Below are 15,929 nucleotides of genomic sequence, written 5' to 3' on the forward strand. Positions count from 1 at the left end.
GACGGGAAGGCGCGGTGTGGTTTTTTGGCGCCTTGCTACGGCAGCGGCGCAGGTCGGATTAGGTGGGGCCGCCGAGGTCTGAAGGACCGTAATCCGACGCCACCAATAGCGCTCACGATGTTGTCGGATTACGCCCGACGGGCTAATCCGACCCACGTTGCCAGGCAGCGCAACGTCAGTAGTTCATGGGCTCGCCACGGAAGCAGCGGATCGCCGAATCGACCATGCCCTCGGCGCTGCCCTGCAGGCTGTGCTGCTTGCGCAGGTATTGCGCGTCGCTCCACTGCTTGGCCACGTCCGACAGGTGTTTCAGGGCCGGCGTGCTGCCCAGCGCCTCGGCGTGCGGCTCCATCTTGCGCAGGGTGGTCATGATGTCTTCGCGCAGCGACATCGTCTCGTAGGTTTTCGGATGCGTAATGGCGCCATCGAGGCCGAAGCGGCAGGCCTGGAAGCGGTTGTAGTTATATACGAGGTAATCGTCTTCCACCGGCGGGGTTTCGCGGCGTTCGAGCAGGTAGCGGCACAGCGCCTGCAGGTAGGCGGCCAGCGCGGCGGCCCGCTCCACTGTCAGCGGCGTGTCGCACACGCGCAGCTCGATGGTGCCGAATTCCGGCTTGGGACGGATATCCCAGTAAAAATCCTTCATGCTCTTGATGATGCCCGTGTTCTCCATCTTGGCGAAATACTCGTTGGAGAACTGGTCCCAGCTCAGTGTAAACGGCGCGCGTCCGCTCATGGGAAACGCGAACACGGAATTCAAACGGGCCGAATCGAACAGGGTATCTCGGCCCTGCACGTAGGGCGAGGACGCCGACAGGGCGATGAAATGGGGGATGTAGCGGTTCAGCGAATGCAGCAGGAACATGGCGTCGTCGCCCGAGGCGCAGCCGATGTGCACGTGCTGGCCGAAGATGGTGAACTGCTTGGCCAGGTAGCCGTACAGTTCCGAAATCTCCTGGAAGCGGGGCTTGGAAAAGATCTTTTGCGAAGACCATTGCTGGAACGGGTGCGTGCCGCCGCCCGCGATGCCGATATTGAGCTTGTCGCCGGCCGTGATCAAGGTGTCGCGGATTTCCTGCAGCTGCTCCAGCAGGGGGCCGTGGTGCGTGTGCACGCTCGAGTTGATCTCGATCATGCTCTCGGTGATTTCCGGCGTGACGTTGCCGGGAAACGGCTTTTTATTCAGCAGATGCAGCAGGTCGGGGCTGGCAGCCGTCAAGTCATAGTCCGACAGGTTCACCAGTTGCAGTTCGAGTTCGACGCCGAAGGTCAGCGCGGCCGATTGGCCAAAAGGTTCCAGCGGCATTTAGCGCTCCTTGATTTCGTGGGTTTCTTTGGCCAGCATCAGCACGCGCTGCACCAGCACAGGGCCGATCAGTTCCAGGCCCAGGGTGATGGCGGCCAGGGCGTTCAATTCGTCGCCGAAGTTCACGCCGTGCTGGCGCGCGTGTTCGAGCAGCAGGATGATGAAGACGGAGACGGGCGTCAGGGCCACGCCCGTCAGCACGCCCTTGCGCCAGGAAATGCCGCTGACATGTGAAAACGCGGCCACGCCGGCGACCTTCGTCAGCAGGCGTCCGCCGACGACGGCCAGGGCCAGGCCCGCGCCGGCCGTCACGCTGGCCCATTCCAGGGTCGAGGCGGCATACACGAACAGCAGCACCGTCAGCAGCTCGCCCAGCGCGCCGAAATTGCGCTGCGCCTGGCTGAAGGCGACGCGGCGGTGGCGCGCCACCAGGCCGAAGGTGAGCGTGGCCAGCAGCGGCGACAGGCTGGTGGTGTAGGTGAGGGCGACGAGCAGCATCACCGACAGCGCGAACGCCACGGTGGCGTCCTGCGCCATATTGCCCAGGCGGCGCAGCATGGCCGGCACGACGATGCCAAAGACGGTGCCGGCGGCCACGGAGGCGGCCAGCACGGCGGCGCTGCTGCTGCTCGCCTCGATCAGGTCGGTGGAACTCTGGAACATCCAGAAGCCGACGATGATGTTGAACGTGAAGACGGCCAGCACGCAGTTCAAGGCGGTGAGGTGGACGATGCGCTCCGTGACCTGGCCCGAGCTGCGTTCCTCGTTGATGACGCGCATGATGGTGGCCGGCGAGGTGGACATGGCCAGCGATGCGAGCAGCAGCGCCGTCATCGAGGTGCTGCCGAATTCGATGCCGATGAAGTAGACGACGGCAAAGGTCAGCAGGGATTCGACCAGGCCCGTGACGGCGATCCACGGATTGTTCTTCAGCCAGCGCAGGTTGATGCGGTAGCCCACCTCGAACAGGATCAGGCCGAAGGCCACGTCGGCCAGCACCAGCATGGGGCCGGCGTCCGTCTGCGGCAGGATGCCTACCTGGGTCTGTGCCAGGACGAAGCCGATCACGCCGTAAAAACTGATGCGCGGCAGGCCAGTCCAGCGGTGGCCGAATTCGCCCACCACCCAGGCCAGGGTAATGGCGAACGGCCAGGACAGGTCGGCGGCGATCGAGATCAGACTTTGCATGCTCATTCCTTTGAAAATGGCGCTGGCACCGGCCGGCAGCACGGGGGCTGGCACGGCAATAGCGTGGTGCAGCGATGGTGCATGGTTTGCGCAGAGCGATGCGCCGATTCTACCGGAGCAGAGGGCGCGCACGATGTGCGCAATCGAACAGTGTCACGGCCATGGCGGCCGCGCACGGGATGCAGCAGGGTGGGGCGGGGTTGGTATCAGCGTATGGTACCCGCCCGCAGCGGAGATGCTCCGCACGGTAGTTTTTTACGCAGTGTACGACATGACGGCGGCATGCCGCCATGGACTCTTTGTTGCGCGGCTTTATTTACTGAGCAGACGCATGCCCCGTTCCAGCCCGTCGATCGACAGGGGGAACATGCGGTTGTTCATCAACTGCCGCATCACGCCGATCGACTGGCGGTATTGCCACAATCCTTCCGCTTCGGGGTTGAGCCAGATGAATTTCGGGAACGCCTGGGTAAAGCGCGCCAGCCACGTCGATCCCGCTTCCTCGTTGTTGTATTCCACGCTGCCGCCCGGCTGCAGGATTTCATAGGGGCTCATGGTGGCGTCGCCGACGAAAATCAGCTTGGTGTCGGGCGGGTATTTGCGCAGCACGTCCCAGGTGGGAAAACGCTCGGCGTTACGGCGCCGGTTGTTCTTCCACAGGTAGTCGTAGACGCAGTTATGGAAGTAAAAGAACTCCATGTTCTTGAATTCCGTCTTCGCCGCCGAAAACAGTTCCTCGGTGCGCTCGATATGGTCGTCCATGCTGCCGCCCACATCAAACAGCATCAGCACCTTGATGCGGTTCTTGCGCTCGGGCCGCATCCTGATGTCGAGGTAGCCCGCGTTGTTGGCCGTGGCGGCGATGGTGGCGTCGAGCGCCAGTTCGTCTTCCGCGCCTTCGCGCGCGAACTTGCGCAGGCGGCGCAAGGCCACCTTGATGTTGCGCGTGCCCAGTTCGCGCTCGCTGTCGTAATCCTTGTAGCTGCGCGCTTCCCACACCTTCACGGCCGTGCGGTTGCCGCCCTTGCCGCCGATGCGGATGCCTTCCGGATTCGTGCCGCCATTGCCGAACGGCGAGGTGCCGCCCGTGCCGATCCACTTGCTGCCGCCCTCGTGGCGCTCCTTCTGCTCCTTCAGCAGCTCGTTCAGACGGTCCATCAGCTTGTCGTAGCCGAATTTCTCCAGCTGCGCCTTCTGCTCCTCGGACAGCTCGCGCTGCATGCGTTTGAGCAGCCAGTCGAGGGGAATCGCCGCGTTCGTGTCGAAAGCCGCGTTGACGCCCTTGAAGTACTGGGCAAAGGCGCGGTCGAACTTGTCGAAATGGGCTTCATCCTTGACCAGGGTCAGGCGCGCCAGATAGTAGAAATCGTCCATCGAGGCGTCGATGACGTTCTTTTGCAGCGCCTCCAGAAGCGTCAGGAATTCCTTGATTGAGACGGGAATCTTCGCATCCTTGAGCGTGAAGAAGAAATCGATCAGCATGGCGCTTCCTCTGTGCCGGTGTCTCCCGCGCGCGGCAGTGCGGCGATGGGGCGCTGCGCCAGCTTGTAGCGCAAATGGGCGGCAATTTCCGGCCACTCGCCGCGCGCGATGCTGTACATGACCGTGTCGCGCACGGTGCCGTCGCGGCGCAGCGCATGGTGGCGCAGCACGCCATCCTTTTTCGCACCCAGGCGCTCGATGGCCGCCTGCGAGGCGTGGTTGAAATTATCGGTGCGCAGGCCCACCAGCGCGCAGCCGAGCGTGTCGAAGGCGTGCGCCAGCAGCAGCAATTTGCAGGTGGTGTTGACGTGGCTGCGCTGGCAGCGCTTCGCGTACCAGGTGTAACCGATTTCCAGGCGTCCGATGGCTGGCACCACGTCGTGGTAGCTGGTAGTGCCGAGCACCTCGCCGCTGGCCACGTCGATGACGGCAAAGGCGAAGCGTGCCGGGCGCATTTCGATGGCCTTGAAGATGTACTGGTCCACCTGGTCCGGCTCGGGCACGGAGGTGACGCGCAGATTCCACAGTTCGCCATCCATGGCCGCCGCGCGCAAGCCGGGGGCGTGGTGCGGCGCCAAGGCTTCGAGGCGAATGCCGTGCAGTTCCAGGGGGACGAAGACCATGTCCGGGCTGATGTCGTTCACCGGCGCTCCTTAGCGGTTGGTGCGCGACATGAACATCAGGCGCTCGAACAGGTGCACGTCCTGCTCGTTTTTCAGCAGCGCGCCATGCAGCGGCGGCACGACGGCCTTGTTGTCCTTGCTGCGCAGCGCTTCGGCAGGGATGTCCTCGGCCAGCAGGAGCTTGAGCCAGTCGAGAAATTCCGACGTCGACGGCTTTTTCTTCAGGCCCGGCACATCGCGCACTTCGTAGAAGGTTTGCAGTGCCTGCGCCAGCAATTCCTGTTTCAGGTGCGGGTAGTGGACGGCGACGATCTGCTCCATCGTGTCCTTGTCCGGGAATTTGATGTAATGGAAGAAGCAGCGGCGCAAAAAGGCGTCCGGCAATTCCTTTTCGTTGTTCGAGGTGATGATGACGAGCGGACGGTGGCGCGCCGTGACCATTTCGCGCGTCTCATACACATAGAATTCCATGCGGTCCAGTTCGCGCAGCAGGTCGTTCGGGAATTCGATGTCGGCCTTGTCGATTTCATCGATCAGCAGCACCACCGGTTCGGGCGCCGTGAATGCCTGCCACAGCACTCCCTTGACGATGTAGTTCTGGATGTCGCGCACGCGCTCGTCGCCCAGCTGCGAATCGCGCAGGCGCGACACGGCGTCGTATTCGTATAGGCCCTGCTGCGCCTTGGTGGTCGATTTGATATGCCATTGCATCAGCGGCATGTTCAGCGCGGCGGCCACTTCCTCGGCCAGCATGGTCTTGCCCGTGCCCGGTTCGCCCTTGATCAGCAGCGGGCGTTGCAGGGTCAGCGCCGCATTCACGGCCAGTTTCAGGTCGGCGGTGGCGACGTAGCTGTCGGAACCTTCGAAGCGGAGGCTTTGCTGGGGGTGCTTTGCTTGCATGAGCGGTCTGCCAAAGAAATGAAAGGGTGAGTATAAACAGAACTGCGGCGCAGCGTCACGCAGATAGCCTGTACCCGCCCGCACACAATGCGGGTTTTATAGGTGGACTTGCAAGAATATCTTGGCTAGAATCGGCAAGCAGCAGATTAATTGTCAACCTTAATTGTCAACACATAAAATCAATAAAAACCAGCTCTGGCGTTTCTCCGATTACCTTTGTTCACTTTGCCACTATGAAAAAAATATTTGCACTTCTCGTGCTTGCCGGCATCGCAAATGCCGTCACTGCGGCTGACATTGTAGGAAACGCCAAGGCAGCCACTGCCAAGGTGGAAATGTGTATCGGTTGCCATGGCATTCCTGGCTATAAGGCGACCTTCCCCGAAGTGTTTCAGGTGCCGATGATCGGCGGCCAGTCGGCGAAATACATCGAGAATGCGTTGCAGGCCTACAAGAAGGGCGATCGCAAGCACCCCAGCATGAAAGGCATTGCCAGCAGCCTGTCGGACCAGGATATCGCCGATGTCGCCGCCTATTATTCGCAACAAGCCAAGCCGAACTGAGGAACCGCCAGATGAAAACACTACTCGCCGCCCTCGTTTGCGCCACCGTTTCGTTTTCCGCCCTCGCTGCCGGCAACATCAATACGGGCAAGGCCCTGGCGGAAAAATACAGCTGCGCCACTTGCCACGGCAAGGATTACGGTTCGCCCATCGATCCTTCGTACCCGAAACTGGCGGGCCAGCACAAGGATTACCTGGAACACGCCCTGACGGCGTATAAACGGGGCGACAAGGCCAACGGCCGCAACAACGCCATCATGACGGGCCAGGTCAAGCCACTGAGCAATCAGGACATCAAGGACCTGGCCGCCTACTTCCACAGCCTGCCCGGCACCCTGGTCATCCACCGCTGACATCTGGCCTTGCTCAGGCCTTGATGCCGACCCGGCGCGCCAGCTTGTGCAGGTTGCTGGCGTCGAGTCCCAGCTGGCGCGCAGCAGCGGCCCAGTTATCCTGATGCCGGGCCAGCGCTTGCCGGATGGCCTGGCGCTGGCTCGTTTCCACGATTTGATGCATGCTGAGCAGTGGCGCCGCCGGTGCGTCGCACGCTGCCGGCGCACTCGGCGGCGCAGCCGCGCCGGCCGGCGGCTCCAGCGCATCGAGGTCAAGCATATCTTTTTCCAGTGTCACTATCTCCTTGCGGTCCGCCCCGCGGATCACGGCTTTCAGCGCGGCCCGGCTGATCACATGTTCGAGTTCGCGCACGTTGCCCGGCCAGCGGTAATGGCACAAGGCGCTTTCCGCCGCGGCGGACAGGCGCAGGCTGCGCAAGCCCAGGCGCGCGCGGTTCAGTTCCAGGAAGCCTCCCGCCAGCAGCAGCACATCATTGCCCCGCTCGCGCAGCGGCGGAATCGGCACGGGATACACGGATAAACGGTGGTACAGGTCGGCGCGGAACGAGCCGTCGCGCACATGTTCGCGCAGGCTGCGGTTGGTGGCGGCGATCACGCGCACGTTGACCCGGCGCGGCCGGTCCGCGCCCAGGCGCTGGATTTCGCCATTTTGCAAGGTGCGCAGCAGCTTGGCCTGTATCGACAGCGGCAACTCCCCCACTTCATCGAGAAACAGGGTGCCCCCCTCGGCCGCCTCGAAGCGCCCGGGCCGGTCGCTGACGGCGCCGGAAAACGCACCCCGCACATGGCCGAACAACTCGCTCTCGGCCAGCGATTCCGGCAAGGCTGCGCAATTGACGTGGATCAGCGGTTTGCCCGCGCGGCGCGACAGCCGGTGCAGGCGGTGCGCGCACAATTCCTTGCCCACCCCCGTTTCGCCCAGCAGCAGCACGGGCAGTTCGGAATCGGCCACCACCTGCAATTCGTGCAGCAGTTGGGTGATGGCGCCGCTCTGTCCCACGAAGTCGTGTTCCTCGCGCGGCGCCTGCGCATCGGCCTGCATGGCGCCGCCCGACAGGCGCAGGGCGCGGATTTCCGTCTCCAGGCGGGTCACGCGCACGGCGGCCTCGATGGCGCAGGCCAGTTCGCCCAGGTCGCGCTGCGCCTGCGTATCGAAGGTGCCCACCCGCAGCGCATCGAGCGTGATCACGCCCCAGCGTTCGCCTTCGAGGTCCAGCGCCATGCCCATGCAGTCGTGCACGGGCAGCGGCTCGCCGGCCCGCTCGGCGATCAAGCCATCGTAGGGATCGGGCAGGGAGCTGTCGTGATGGAAGCACAGCACGCCGCGCCGCTGCAGAATGGCGGCCAGGCGCGGATGGTCGGCTACGGCGAAGCGGCGTCCCAGCGCATCGCTGGCCAGGCCGGCCATCGCCACGGGGCGCAGATGCTCGCCATCGAGCTTGAGCAAGGCCACGGCCTCGCAGCCGAAGTGCGCGCGCAGGCTGCCCACGAGGCGCTGCAGGCGCACGGCCACGGGAAGGTCGGCGACCAGGTCGGTGAGCAACAGCAGATGGGTGGCGGAAGTGGTCATATTCACCATGAATGGTATATGCAACCATGTCGATGCAGGGTTGTAAATACCCTGCATTTTTCAAATCATTGATTTAAAACAAGTTTTTCCTGGCACACGGTTTGCCTAGATAAGTGTGCCAAACCGGCATACAAGACCAAGGAAAGCCTGATGAAAACGACTCCCTCCCTCCGCGCCATTGCCGCCGCCGTCTGTGTCCTGTCCATGCCCCTGTCCGTGCAGGCCCAGGCGAGCCTGCCGGCCAGCGCCGCCGCTGCGGCCGCTGTCAGCCAACCCTCTGCTGCCGCCGCGCTCAAGCGCTATGAACTGCAAACCAATATCGTCGACGGCAAGATGGTCTTCATCGACGCCAAGGGCCAGGTCAATCCCGTGCTGGCGGCCAAGGTGGGCGACATGGTCGAACTCGTGCTGAAAAGCGGCGAAGGCGCCGAGCACGACTTGCTGATCCCGGAACTCAATGTGGCATCAAGCAAGTTCAGCGCCAATAGCGGCAGCACCACCGTGCGCTTCAAGGTCACGCGCGCTGGCACGTTCACCTATTACTGCTCGATTCCCGGCCACCGCCAGATCGGCATGGAAGGCAAGCTGGTAGTCGCCGGCACCTCGCTGGCCGAAGCCGGGACACCGAAGACGGCTGGCGCCGGCAGCGCAGCGGGCGAATCGAGCCAGGCCGCCGCGCTGGCCCTGTACACGCCCGCGCCGTCGCCGATGCGCGGCCCCGATCCATCGGCCGTCAGCGTGGCCGCCAATCCGGCGCAGGTGCCTTCCGCCATCGGCGCGCGCGCGCCGCAAACCCTGAAATACCGCATGGAGACGGTGGAATTGCCCGGCAAGCTCGATGACGGCACCAGTTTTACGTACTGGACCTTCAACCGCCAGGTGCCCGGCCCCATGCTGCGCGCCAAGGTGGGCGATACGGTGGAGCTGACCCTGTTCAACGCCAAGGACAGCAAGATGATCCACTCGATCGACCTGCACGCGGTGACGGGCGGCCACGGCGGCGGGCAGCACACGCAGGTGGCGCCGGGGCAGGAAAAGACGGTGACCTTCAAGGCGCTCAATCCGGGCCTCTTCGTCTACCACTGCGCCACGCCGCTGGTGCCGCAGCATATCGCGGCCGGCATGTACGGCATGATCCTGGTCGAACCGGAAGGCGGCCTGTCGAAAGTGGACCGCGAGTATTACGTGATGCAGGGCGAGATGTATACGGGCCGTCCGCATGGCGCGCCCGTGCACCAGGAACCGAACCTGGAAAAAATGGCCAATGAATTGCCCGACTACTACGTCTTCAATGGCGAAGTGGGCGCCCTGAGCAAGACGCACAAATTGCAGGCGAAAGTCGGCGAGACCGTGCGCATCTATTTCGGCGTCGGCGGCCCGAACAAGATTTCGTCGTTCCACATCATCGGCGAGATCTTCGACAAGGTGTACAGCGAAGGCTCGATCAGCAGCCCGAAAAACGACGTGCAAACCACGCTCGTGGCGCCGGGCGGCGCGACCATCGTCGAACTCAAGGTACAGCACCCTGGCAGCTATCTGCTGGTCGACCATGCGCTGTCGCGCGCCGGCAAGGGCGCCGTGGGCGTGCTGGAAGCGACTGGCGACCCCGTGCCGGGCGTCTATCACGCGGGCGCCGTCCAATAAAACCCCCCCATTCATCATCAAGGAGCATCTTATGGAACTGATCGACTTATCCCTGGGCCAGCTGGCCCGCCGCATCCCCGGCGCCACGCGCCTGTTCGATGCGCACCGCCTCGATTTCTGCTGCGGCGGCAACAAGACCTTGCGCGCGGCGGCCGAAGCGGCCGGCGTGGACACGGCGCCCATCGTCAAGGAACTGCAAGTGCTGGCCGGACGGATTGACACCAGCGGCGCGCGTGACTGGCAGGAAGCCCCGGCCGCCGAGCTGGTGGAACACATCCTGGCGCGCTATCACGCCGTGCACCGCGAGCAGTTGCCCGAGCTGATACGCCTGGCGCGCAAGGTCGAGCAGGTGCATGGCGACCGCGCCGACTGTCCGCACGGGCTGGCGGAACACCTGTCGGCCATGGCGCAGGAACTGGAAAGCCATATGCGCAAGGAAGAAGATGTGCTGTTCCCCATGATCGTGCGCGGCCAGGGCCCCCGGGCCGGCGCACCCATCAACGTGATGCGCATGGAGCACGACGACCATGGCGTGGCCCTGCGCGCCATGGAGGCGATGACGAACGATATCACTGCACCTGGCGGCGCCTGCACCACCTGGCGCGCGCTGTACACGGGCTTGCGCACCTTCCGCGAAGACCTGATGGCGCACATCCATACTGAAAACAATATCCTGTTCGAGCGCTTTGCGCCGGCCGTGGTGCACTGACAAAGGAAAGACCCATGGGTCCCTACAAAAAACTCTGGTTCACCCTGATCGGTGTGCTGATCGTGACGTTCTCGCTGCTCGGCTACTACGGCACGGAAGTCTACCGGCAGGCGCCGCCGATTCCCGCGCAAGTGCTGGCGCAGGACGGCCGGCAGCTGTTCGACCGCGAGGGCATCCTCGACGGCCAGACGGCCTGGCAATCCGTCGGCGGCATGCAGCTGGGCTCCATCTGGGGCCACGGCGCCTACCAGGCGCCCGACTGGACGGCCGACTGGCTGCACCGCGAACTGACGGCCTGGCTGGAACTGGCCGCGCAAGAGCAGCATGGCAAGGCGTACGCGGCGCTCGACGGCCCCGCGCAGGCGGCGCTGCGCGAAGCGCTCAAAATCGAATACCGCGGCAACCGGGTAGATGAAGAACAAGTACTGCATCTGTCGGCGCGCCGCGTGCAGGCGATCGCCAGCACGGCGCACTATTACGACCAGCTGTTCTCCGACGCGCCCGCCCTGCACGCCAGCCGCGAGCATTTCGCCATGAAGGAAAACACCCTGCCCAGCGCCGAGCGGCGCGCGCAGATGACGCGGTTCTTCTTCTGGACGGCGTGGGCTGCCGCCACCGAACGTCCGGGCCAGAAAGTGACCTACACGAACAACTGGCCGCACGAACCGCTGATCGGCAACCAGCCCAGCGGCGAAAACCTCGTCTGGTCGGTCGCCAGCGTGGTGGTGCTGCTGGCCGGCGTGGGCTTCCTCGTCTGGGGCTGGGCCTTCTTGCGCGACCACGACGAAGCGCTGCCGGCCGCCGGGCCGCGCGACCCGCTCACCGCTTTCGCGCTGACGTCTTCGCAGCGGGGACTGGGCAAATACCTGTTCCTGGTGGTGGCGCTGTTCATCTTCCAGGTCTTCATCGGCGGCTTTACGGCGCACTACACGGTGGAAGGACAGCAGTTCTACGGCATCGACGTGTCGCGCTGGTTCCCTTATGCGCTCACGCGCACCTGGCATATCCAGGCGGCGCTGTTCTGGATCGCCACGGGCTTCCTGGCCGCCGGTCTGTTCCTCGCGCCCTTGATCAATGGCGGCAAGGACCCCAAGTGGCAGCGCCTCGGTGTCGACGTGCTGTTCTGGGCCCTGGTCGCTGTCGTCGTCGGCTCGTTTATCGGCAATTACCTTGCGATTGCACAAGTCATGCCGCCCGAGTGGAATTTCTGGCTTGGCCACCAGGGCTATGAATATGTCGACCTGGGACGGCTGTGGCAGATCGGCAAATTCGTCGGCATCTTGCTGTGGCTGGTGTTGATGCTGCGCGGCGTGGTGCCGGCCCTGCGCCAGCCGGGCGGCGACAGGAACCTGCTGGCGCTGCTGACCGCGTCCGTGGGCGCCATCGGCCTGTTCTACGGCGCCGGCCTGTTCTACGGCGAGCGCACGCATTTATCGGTGATGGAGTACTGGCGCTGGTGGGTGGTGCACCTGTGGGTGGAAGGTTTCTTTGAAGTCTTCGCCACGACGGCGCTGGCCTTCATCTTCTCGACCCTGGGCCTGGTATCGGTGCGCATGGCCACGACGGCCAGCCTGGCGTCGGCCTCGCTGTTCATGCTGGGGGGCATACCCGGCACCTTCCACCACCTGTACTTTGCCGGCACTACCACGCCCGTGATGGCCATCGGCGCGAGCTTCAGCGCGCTGGAAGTTGTGCCGCTGATCGTGCTGGGCCATGAAGCGTGGGAAAACTGGCGCCTGAAGGAACGCGCGCCGTGGATGGAAAACCTGCGCTGGCCCCTGATGTGCTTTGTCGCCGTCGCCTTCTGGAACATGCTGGGCGCGGGCGTACTGGGCTTCATGATCAATCCGCCCGTGGCCTTGTACTACATCCAGGGCTTGAACACGACACCCGTGCATGCGCATGCGGCGCTGTTCGGCGTGTACGGCTTCCTGGCGCTGGGCTTTACCTTGCTGGTGCTGCGCTACCTGCGGCCCGACTACCGCTTCAGCCCTGCCTTGATGAAGTGGGCGTTCTGGGGTTTGAACGGGGGCCTGGCGCTGATGATCTTTACCAGTCTGTTGCCGATTGGCATCATCCAGTTCCACGCCAGCGTGACGGAAGGCCTGTGGTATGCGCGCAGCGAAGGCTTCATGCAGCAGCCGCTGCTGCAGAACCTGCGCTGGATACGCACCTTCGGCGACGTGGTCTTCATCGTCGGCGCTGTCGCCATGGCATTGCAGGTGGTGCTGGGCTTGCTGGGCAAGGCGCCGAAGGCAGCGGTACTGCAGCCGCAGGCGGTGTAGCCAGGTTAGCGGCGCCGCACGCAGTCGATATACGCGTCCGTATCGGGCGGCAAGCCCGAGCGCTGCGAGGCCCAGATCATCTGGCCCAGGCATTCCATCACTTCGTGCTGGGCCGCATGGGCCGAATCGAGGCGCTGGGTCAGCTGCTGGACGGCCGGGCGGATGCCGCGCGGCTGGTCCACCTGTACCTGCTCCGTGATCGACAGATGCATGGACAGGTGCAGGAAAGGATTGGCCTGGCCCCCTTCGACGGAGTAGTCGCGCGCCAGCGCCGCTTCGACGTCGGAGAGCTCGTTTTCATACTCGGGATGTTCCAGTATCCAGTCGAGCGCGATGGCTTCCATCGGTGTGAGGATTTCGTGGGCGCGGTGCTTGCGCAAGGCGTCGCAAAAGAAGCGGCGCACATCGTCGGAAGAGGGGTTGAACATGGCTGAATGACTGTGGCTAAAGGGCAGCCGGCATTGTACCGCGTACATCAAGCGAGGGCATCGGGGATGCCCTTTTTGCCGTCCGGTGGCCGCTTTCGTGACCCGATAGTTACCGTCATTTAATACCCTGCAGTAAGTATTATCCACTAGCGCCACGGCCCGGCGGCAGCAAATAACGGTGATAAAATCGCCGCTCTTGATATTTGCTCTGGACACGATGGCGATTCTATTGTCATTCCGTGCATCCATTGCCCGCACCTTTGCCACCAGATCTCGCTCCTGGCGTATCCCGGAGCGCGGCAGCATGCCTATCACCATCGACATTCGCTTTTCCGGCCGCCCTGGCGTTCCGGATGGCTGGCTGTTTTTCATTCAATACAGCGATGGTGCCGCGACGGTGGCGCGCAAGAATCATCCTTCAGTATCCAAAAATGGAGTTACGAATGCGTAAATCGCTATTACTTTTGATGTCGTGCCTGATCCTGGCGGCATGTAACAAGACACCTCCCGCCTCGTCCGAGAAACCGGTCGACGTGCTGCTGGTCGGCGCCGGCACCATGAGCGCCACCCTGGGCAGCATGCTCAAGGAACTCGATCCCTCCCTGACGATGGAAATGTATGAGCGCCTCGATTCCGTGGCCGCCGAAAGCTCGGACGCGATGAACAACGCGGGCACGGGCCACTCGGCGTTTGCCGAGTTGAACTACACGCCGGAAGCGGCCGATGGCAGCATCGAGACCAAGAAAGCCGTCGATATCAACGAGCAATTCGAAATTTCCAAGCAATTCTGGGCTTATCAGGTAGCTAACAAGCACCTGGGCGCGCCGCACACCTTCATCAACAACGTGCCGCACATGGCCTTTGTCTGGGGCGACGCAAATATTGCTTTCTTGCACAAACGCTATGAAGCGATGCAAAAGCAAAACCTGTTCAAGGGTATGCTGTACTCGGAAGACCCGGCGCAGATCGAACAATGGGCGCCACTGGTCATGCAAGGCCGCGACAAGGGCCAGAAAGTGGCGGCAACACGCATGGAAATCGGTACCGACGTCAATTTCGGCGTGCTGACGCGCGGCCTGGTGAGCTACCTGACCGACAGCCATGGCATGGCGCTGCACCTGCGCCACCAGGTGGAAGACATCCAGCGCGGCGCCGACGGCGTATGGAACGTGACGGTGAAAAACTTGGCTGACGGCAAAGAAAAGACCGTGCGCGCCAAGTTCGTCTTCATCGGCGCCGGCGGCGGTTCGCTGCCGCTGCTGGAAAAATCGGGCATTCCTGAAGCCAAGGGCTACGGCGGCGTGCCGGTGGGCGGTCAATGGCTGGTGACCACCAATCCGGAACTGGTGGCGGCACATGCGGCCAAGGTGTACGGCAAGGCGTCCGTCGGTTCGCCGCCGATGTCCGTGCCGCATCTGGACACGCGCATCATCGATGGCAAGAAAGCCCTGCTGTTTGGCCCGTTTGCCACCTTCTCGACGAAATTCCTGAAAAATGGTTCCTGGATTGACCTGCCTGCCTCGATCGGCACGGGCAATGTGAAACCGATGCTGCAAGCCGGTTACGACAATATTCCGCTGACGAAATATTTGGTGGAACAGGTCATGAACACGCCGGAAGACCGCCTGAAGACCCTGCGCGAATACTTGCCGAATGCCAAGATGGAAGACTGGACCTTGCAAAACGCCGGCCAGCGCGTGCAGATCGTCAAGGATGACCCTGTCAAAGGCGGCTTGCTGCAGTTCGGCACGGAAGTCGTCGGTGCCGCCGATGGCAGCATTGTCGCCCTGCTGGGTGCTTCGCCAGGCGCCTCGACCGCGCCGCCCATCATGATCAAGGTGCTGCAAACGGCCTTCAAGAGCCGTCTGGCCACGCCGGAATGGCAAGCGAAGATGGTGGAAATGGTGCCGTCGTATGGCCAAAAGCTGAATAACGACCCGGCCCTGGCCAACAAGATCCGCCAGTACAGCAGCAATATCCTGGGCTTGAAAGCGATCACGCTCGACGTGCCAAGCGCTGCGCCAGCGCCGGCAGCAAACTAAGCGAGCCTGAGCGGCAGGGGAGTTTCCTGCCGGCATGAAAAAAAGGGGCAGCCTGTTCAGGCTGCCCCTTTTGCGTGGGAGCGTGCGTTCATTGCGGCGGACTACCCCTTGCCCGGCAAGATCAGCTCCGGCGTACACCCTTCGGCGGCGATGCCGTCGCAAGGCTTGGCCAGTGCCGCGCCGTCCTGTGCCCGTGGCGCATGGGGCTGGCGCAGGTAGCGCGACGTGTGGCGGTGCGCTTGCTGTGCGTTGCCATGCACGGGCCAGGTCAGGAAGCGGGACAGCTCCTGCAAGGCGCGCTGATATACATCGCGTTTAAATTCAATCACGACATCGAGCGGGACCCAGTACTCATGCCAGCGCCAGGCGTCGAACTCCGGATGGTCGGTCAGGCGCAGATTGACGTCGTTATCGCGCGCGCACATTCTCAGCAGAAACCAAATCTGCTTCTGGCCACGGTAATGGCCGCGAATCTCGCGCTTGATGAAGTGGTCTGGCACCTCATAGCGCAGCCAGTCGCGGGTGCGGCCGACAATTTTGACGTGTTCCTGTCTGAGTCCGATTTCCTCTTCAAGTTCGCGAAACATGGCTTGTTCCGGTGTTTCGCCATATTTGATACCGCCCTGCGGAAACTGCCAAGAGTGCTCGCGCACCCGCTTGCCCCACCACACCTCGTTCTGGGCGTTTAGCAGGATGATGCCGACGTTGGGCCGAAACCCTTCACGGTCGAGCATAATGCACCTCAAACTTTCTGCGACAGAGCGTCCTTTTTTACATAATTACCCACAACTTCGCAAGCCGGTGACCTTTTCGGGGTGCGAAAAGCGCCGGAATCG

The 15,929-nt window shown here is 63.0% G+C and carries 15 protein-coding genes; 7 read left to right on the forward strand and 8 right to left on the reverse strand.

Annotated features, from left to right (window positions below; genetic code table 11):
- Positions 1–175: 175 nt before the first annotated feature.
- From BXA07_RS05405 to BXA07_RS05425, 5 genes are all read right to left on the reverse strand, one after another.
- The gene (locus tag BXA07_RS05405; protein ID WP_034780287.1) at positions 176–1,306 is read right to left on the reverse strand and encodes a YbdK family carboxylate-amine ligase; all 1,131 of its coding nucleotides are present in this window, start codon (positions 1,304–1,306) and stop codon (positions 176–178) included.
- Positions 1,307–2,494: a cation:proton antiporter gene (locus BXA07_RS05410; RefSeq protein WP_076566297.1), complete on the reverse strand. Its 1,188-nt coding sequence runs from the start codon at positions 2,492–2,494 to the stop codon at positions 1,307–1,309.
- A gap of 312 nt (positions 2,495–2,806) precedes the next feature.
- Positions 2,807–3,976, reverse strand: a complete 1,170-nt coding sequence (locus BXA07_RS05415; protein ID WP_076566300.1) for a vWA domain-containing protein — start codon at positions 3,974–3,976, stop codon at positions 2,807–2,809.
- Complete coding sequence (locus tag BXA07_RS05420; protein WP_076566526.1) at positions 3,970–4,599, reverse strand: GNAT family N-acetyltransferase; 630 nt, start codon at positions 4,597–4,599, stop codon at positions 3,970–3,972. The genes BXA07_RS05415 and BXA07_RS05420 overlap by 7 nt, the downstream gene beginning before the upstream one ends.
- Before the next feature lie 30 nt (positions 4,600–4,629).
- Complete coding sequence (locus BXA07_RS05425; RefSeq protein ID WP_076566303.1) at positions 4,630–5,499, reverse strand: AAA family ATPase; 870 nt, start codon at positions 5,497–5,499, stop codon at positions 4,630–4,632.
- Between the two features lie 233 nt (positions 5,500–5,732).
- Here BXA07_RS05425 and BXA07_RS05430 point away from each other — a divergent pair, with 233 nt between their 5' ends.
- Both BXA07_RS05430 and BXA07_RS05435 read left to right on the forward strand, forming a co-directional pair.
- Positions 5,733–6,062: a c-type cytochrome gene (locus BXA07_RS05430; RefSeq protein WP_076566305.1), complete on the forward strand. Its 330-nt coding sequence runs from the start codon at positions 5,733–5,735 to the stop codon at positions 6,060–6,062.
- An 11-nt stretch (positions 6,063–6,073) separates the two neighbouring features.
- Positions 6,074–6,415 carry a c-type cytochrome gene (locus tag BXA07_RS05435; RefSeq protein ID WP_076566307.1) on the forward strand — a complete coding sequence of 114 codons (342 nt, stop codon included), beginning with the start codon at positions 6,074–6,076 and terminating at the stop codon, positions 6,413–6,415.
- 13 nt (positions 6,416–6,428) lie between these two features.
- On the opposite strand, the gene norR is transcribed toward BXA07_RS05435, so the two are convergent.
- Complete coding sequence (gene norR, locus BXA07_RS05440) at positions 6,429–7,985, reverse strand: nitric oxide reductase transcriptional regulator NorR (RefSeq protein ID WP_076566528.1); 1,557 nt, start codon at positions 7,983–7,985, stop codon at positions 6,429–6,431.
- Between the two features lie 150 nt (positions 7,986–8,135).
- Between norR and nirK the strand changes: the two genes are divergently transcribed.
- From nirK to BXA07_RS05455, 3 genes are read left to right on the forward strand one after another with little or no spacing between them, the layout of a single operon-like run.
- Positions 8,136–9,629, forward strand: a complete 1,494-nt coding sequence (gene nirK, locus BXA07_RS05445; RefSeq protein ID WP_076566309.1) for a copper-containing nitrite reductase — start codon at positions 8,136–8,138, stop codon at positions 9,627–9,629.
- A gap of 31 nt (positions 9,630–9,660) precedes the next feature.
- Complete coding sequence (gene ytfE / locus BXA07_RS05450) at positions 9,661–10,338, forward strand: iron-sulfur cluster repair protein YtfE (RefSeq protein ID WP_076566311.1); 678 nt, start codon at positions 9,661–9,663, stop codon at positions 10,336–10,338.
- Positions 10,339–10,352: 14 nt separating this feature from the next.
- Positions 10,353–12,623, forward strand: coding sequence for a nitric-oxide reductase large subunit (locus BXA07_RS05455; RefSeq protein ID WP_076566313.1), 2,271 nt, complete (start codon positions 10,353–10,355; stop codon positions 12,621–12,623).
- 5 nt (positions 12,624–12,628) lie between these two features.
- Here BXA07_RS05455 and BXA07_RS05460 read toward each other — a convergent pair whose 3' ends face one another.
- Positions 12,629–13,051 carry a DUF1841 family protein gene (locus BXA07_RS05460; protein WP_076566315.1) on the reverse strand — a complete coding sequence of 141 codons (423 nt, stop codon included), beginning with the start codon at positions 13,049–13,051 and terminating at the stop codon, positions 12,629–12,631.
- A gap of 304 nt (positions 13,052–13,355) precedes the next feature.
- On the opposite strand from BXA07_RS05460, the gene BXA07_RS30745 reads away from it, so the two are divergent.
- The gene (locus BXA07_RS30745; RefSeq protein WP_170909609.1) at positions 13,356–13,502 is read left to right on the forward strand and encodes a hypothetical protein; all 147 of its coding nucleotides are present in this window, start codon (positions 13,356–13,358) and stop codon (positions 13,500–13,502) included.
- Complete coding sequence (mqo, locus tag BXA07_RS05465) at positions 13,495–15,093, forward strand: malate dehydrogenase (quinone) (RefSeq protein WP_076566317.1); 1,599 nt, start codon at positions 13,495–13,497, stop codon at positions 15,091–15,093. The genes BXA07_RS30745 and mqo overlap by 8 nt, the downstream gene beginning before the upstream one ends.
- Before the next feature lie 101 nt (positions 15,094–15,194).
- Here mqo and BXA07_RS05470 read toward each other — a convergent pair whose 3' ends face one another.
- Positions 15,195–15,827: an RNA pyrophosphohydrolase gene (locus tag BXA07_RS05470; protein ID WP_076566319.1), complete on the reverse strand. Its 633-nt coding sequence runs from the start codon at positions 15,825–15,827 to the stop codon at positions 15,195–15,197.
- Between the last annotated feature and the right edge of the window lie 102 nt (positions 15,828–15,929).

Source organism: Janthinobacterium sp. TND4EL3 (assembly GCF_900156175.1).
Lineage (GTDB): Bacteria > Pseudomonadota > Gammaproteobacteria > Burkholderiales > Burkholderiaceae_D > Janthinobacterium.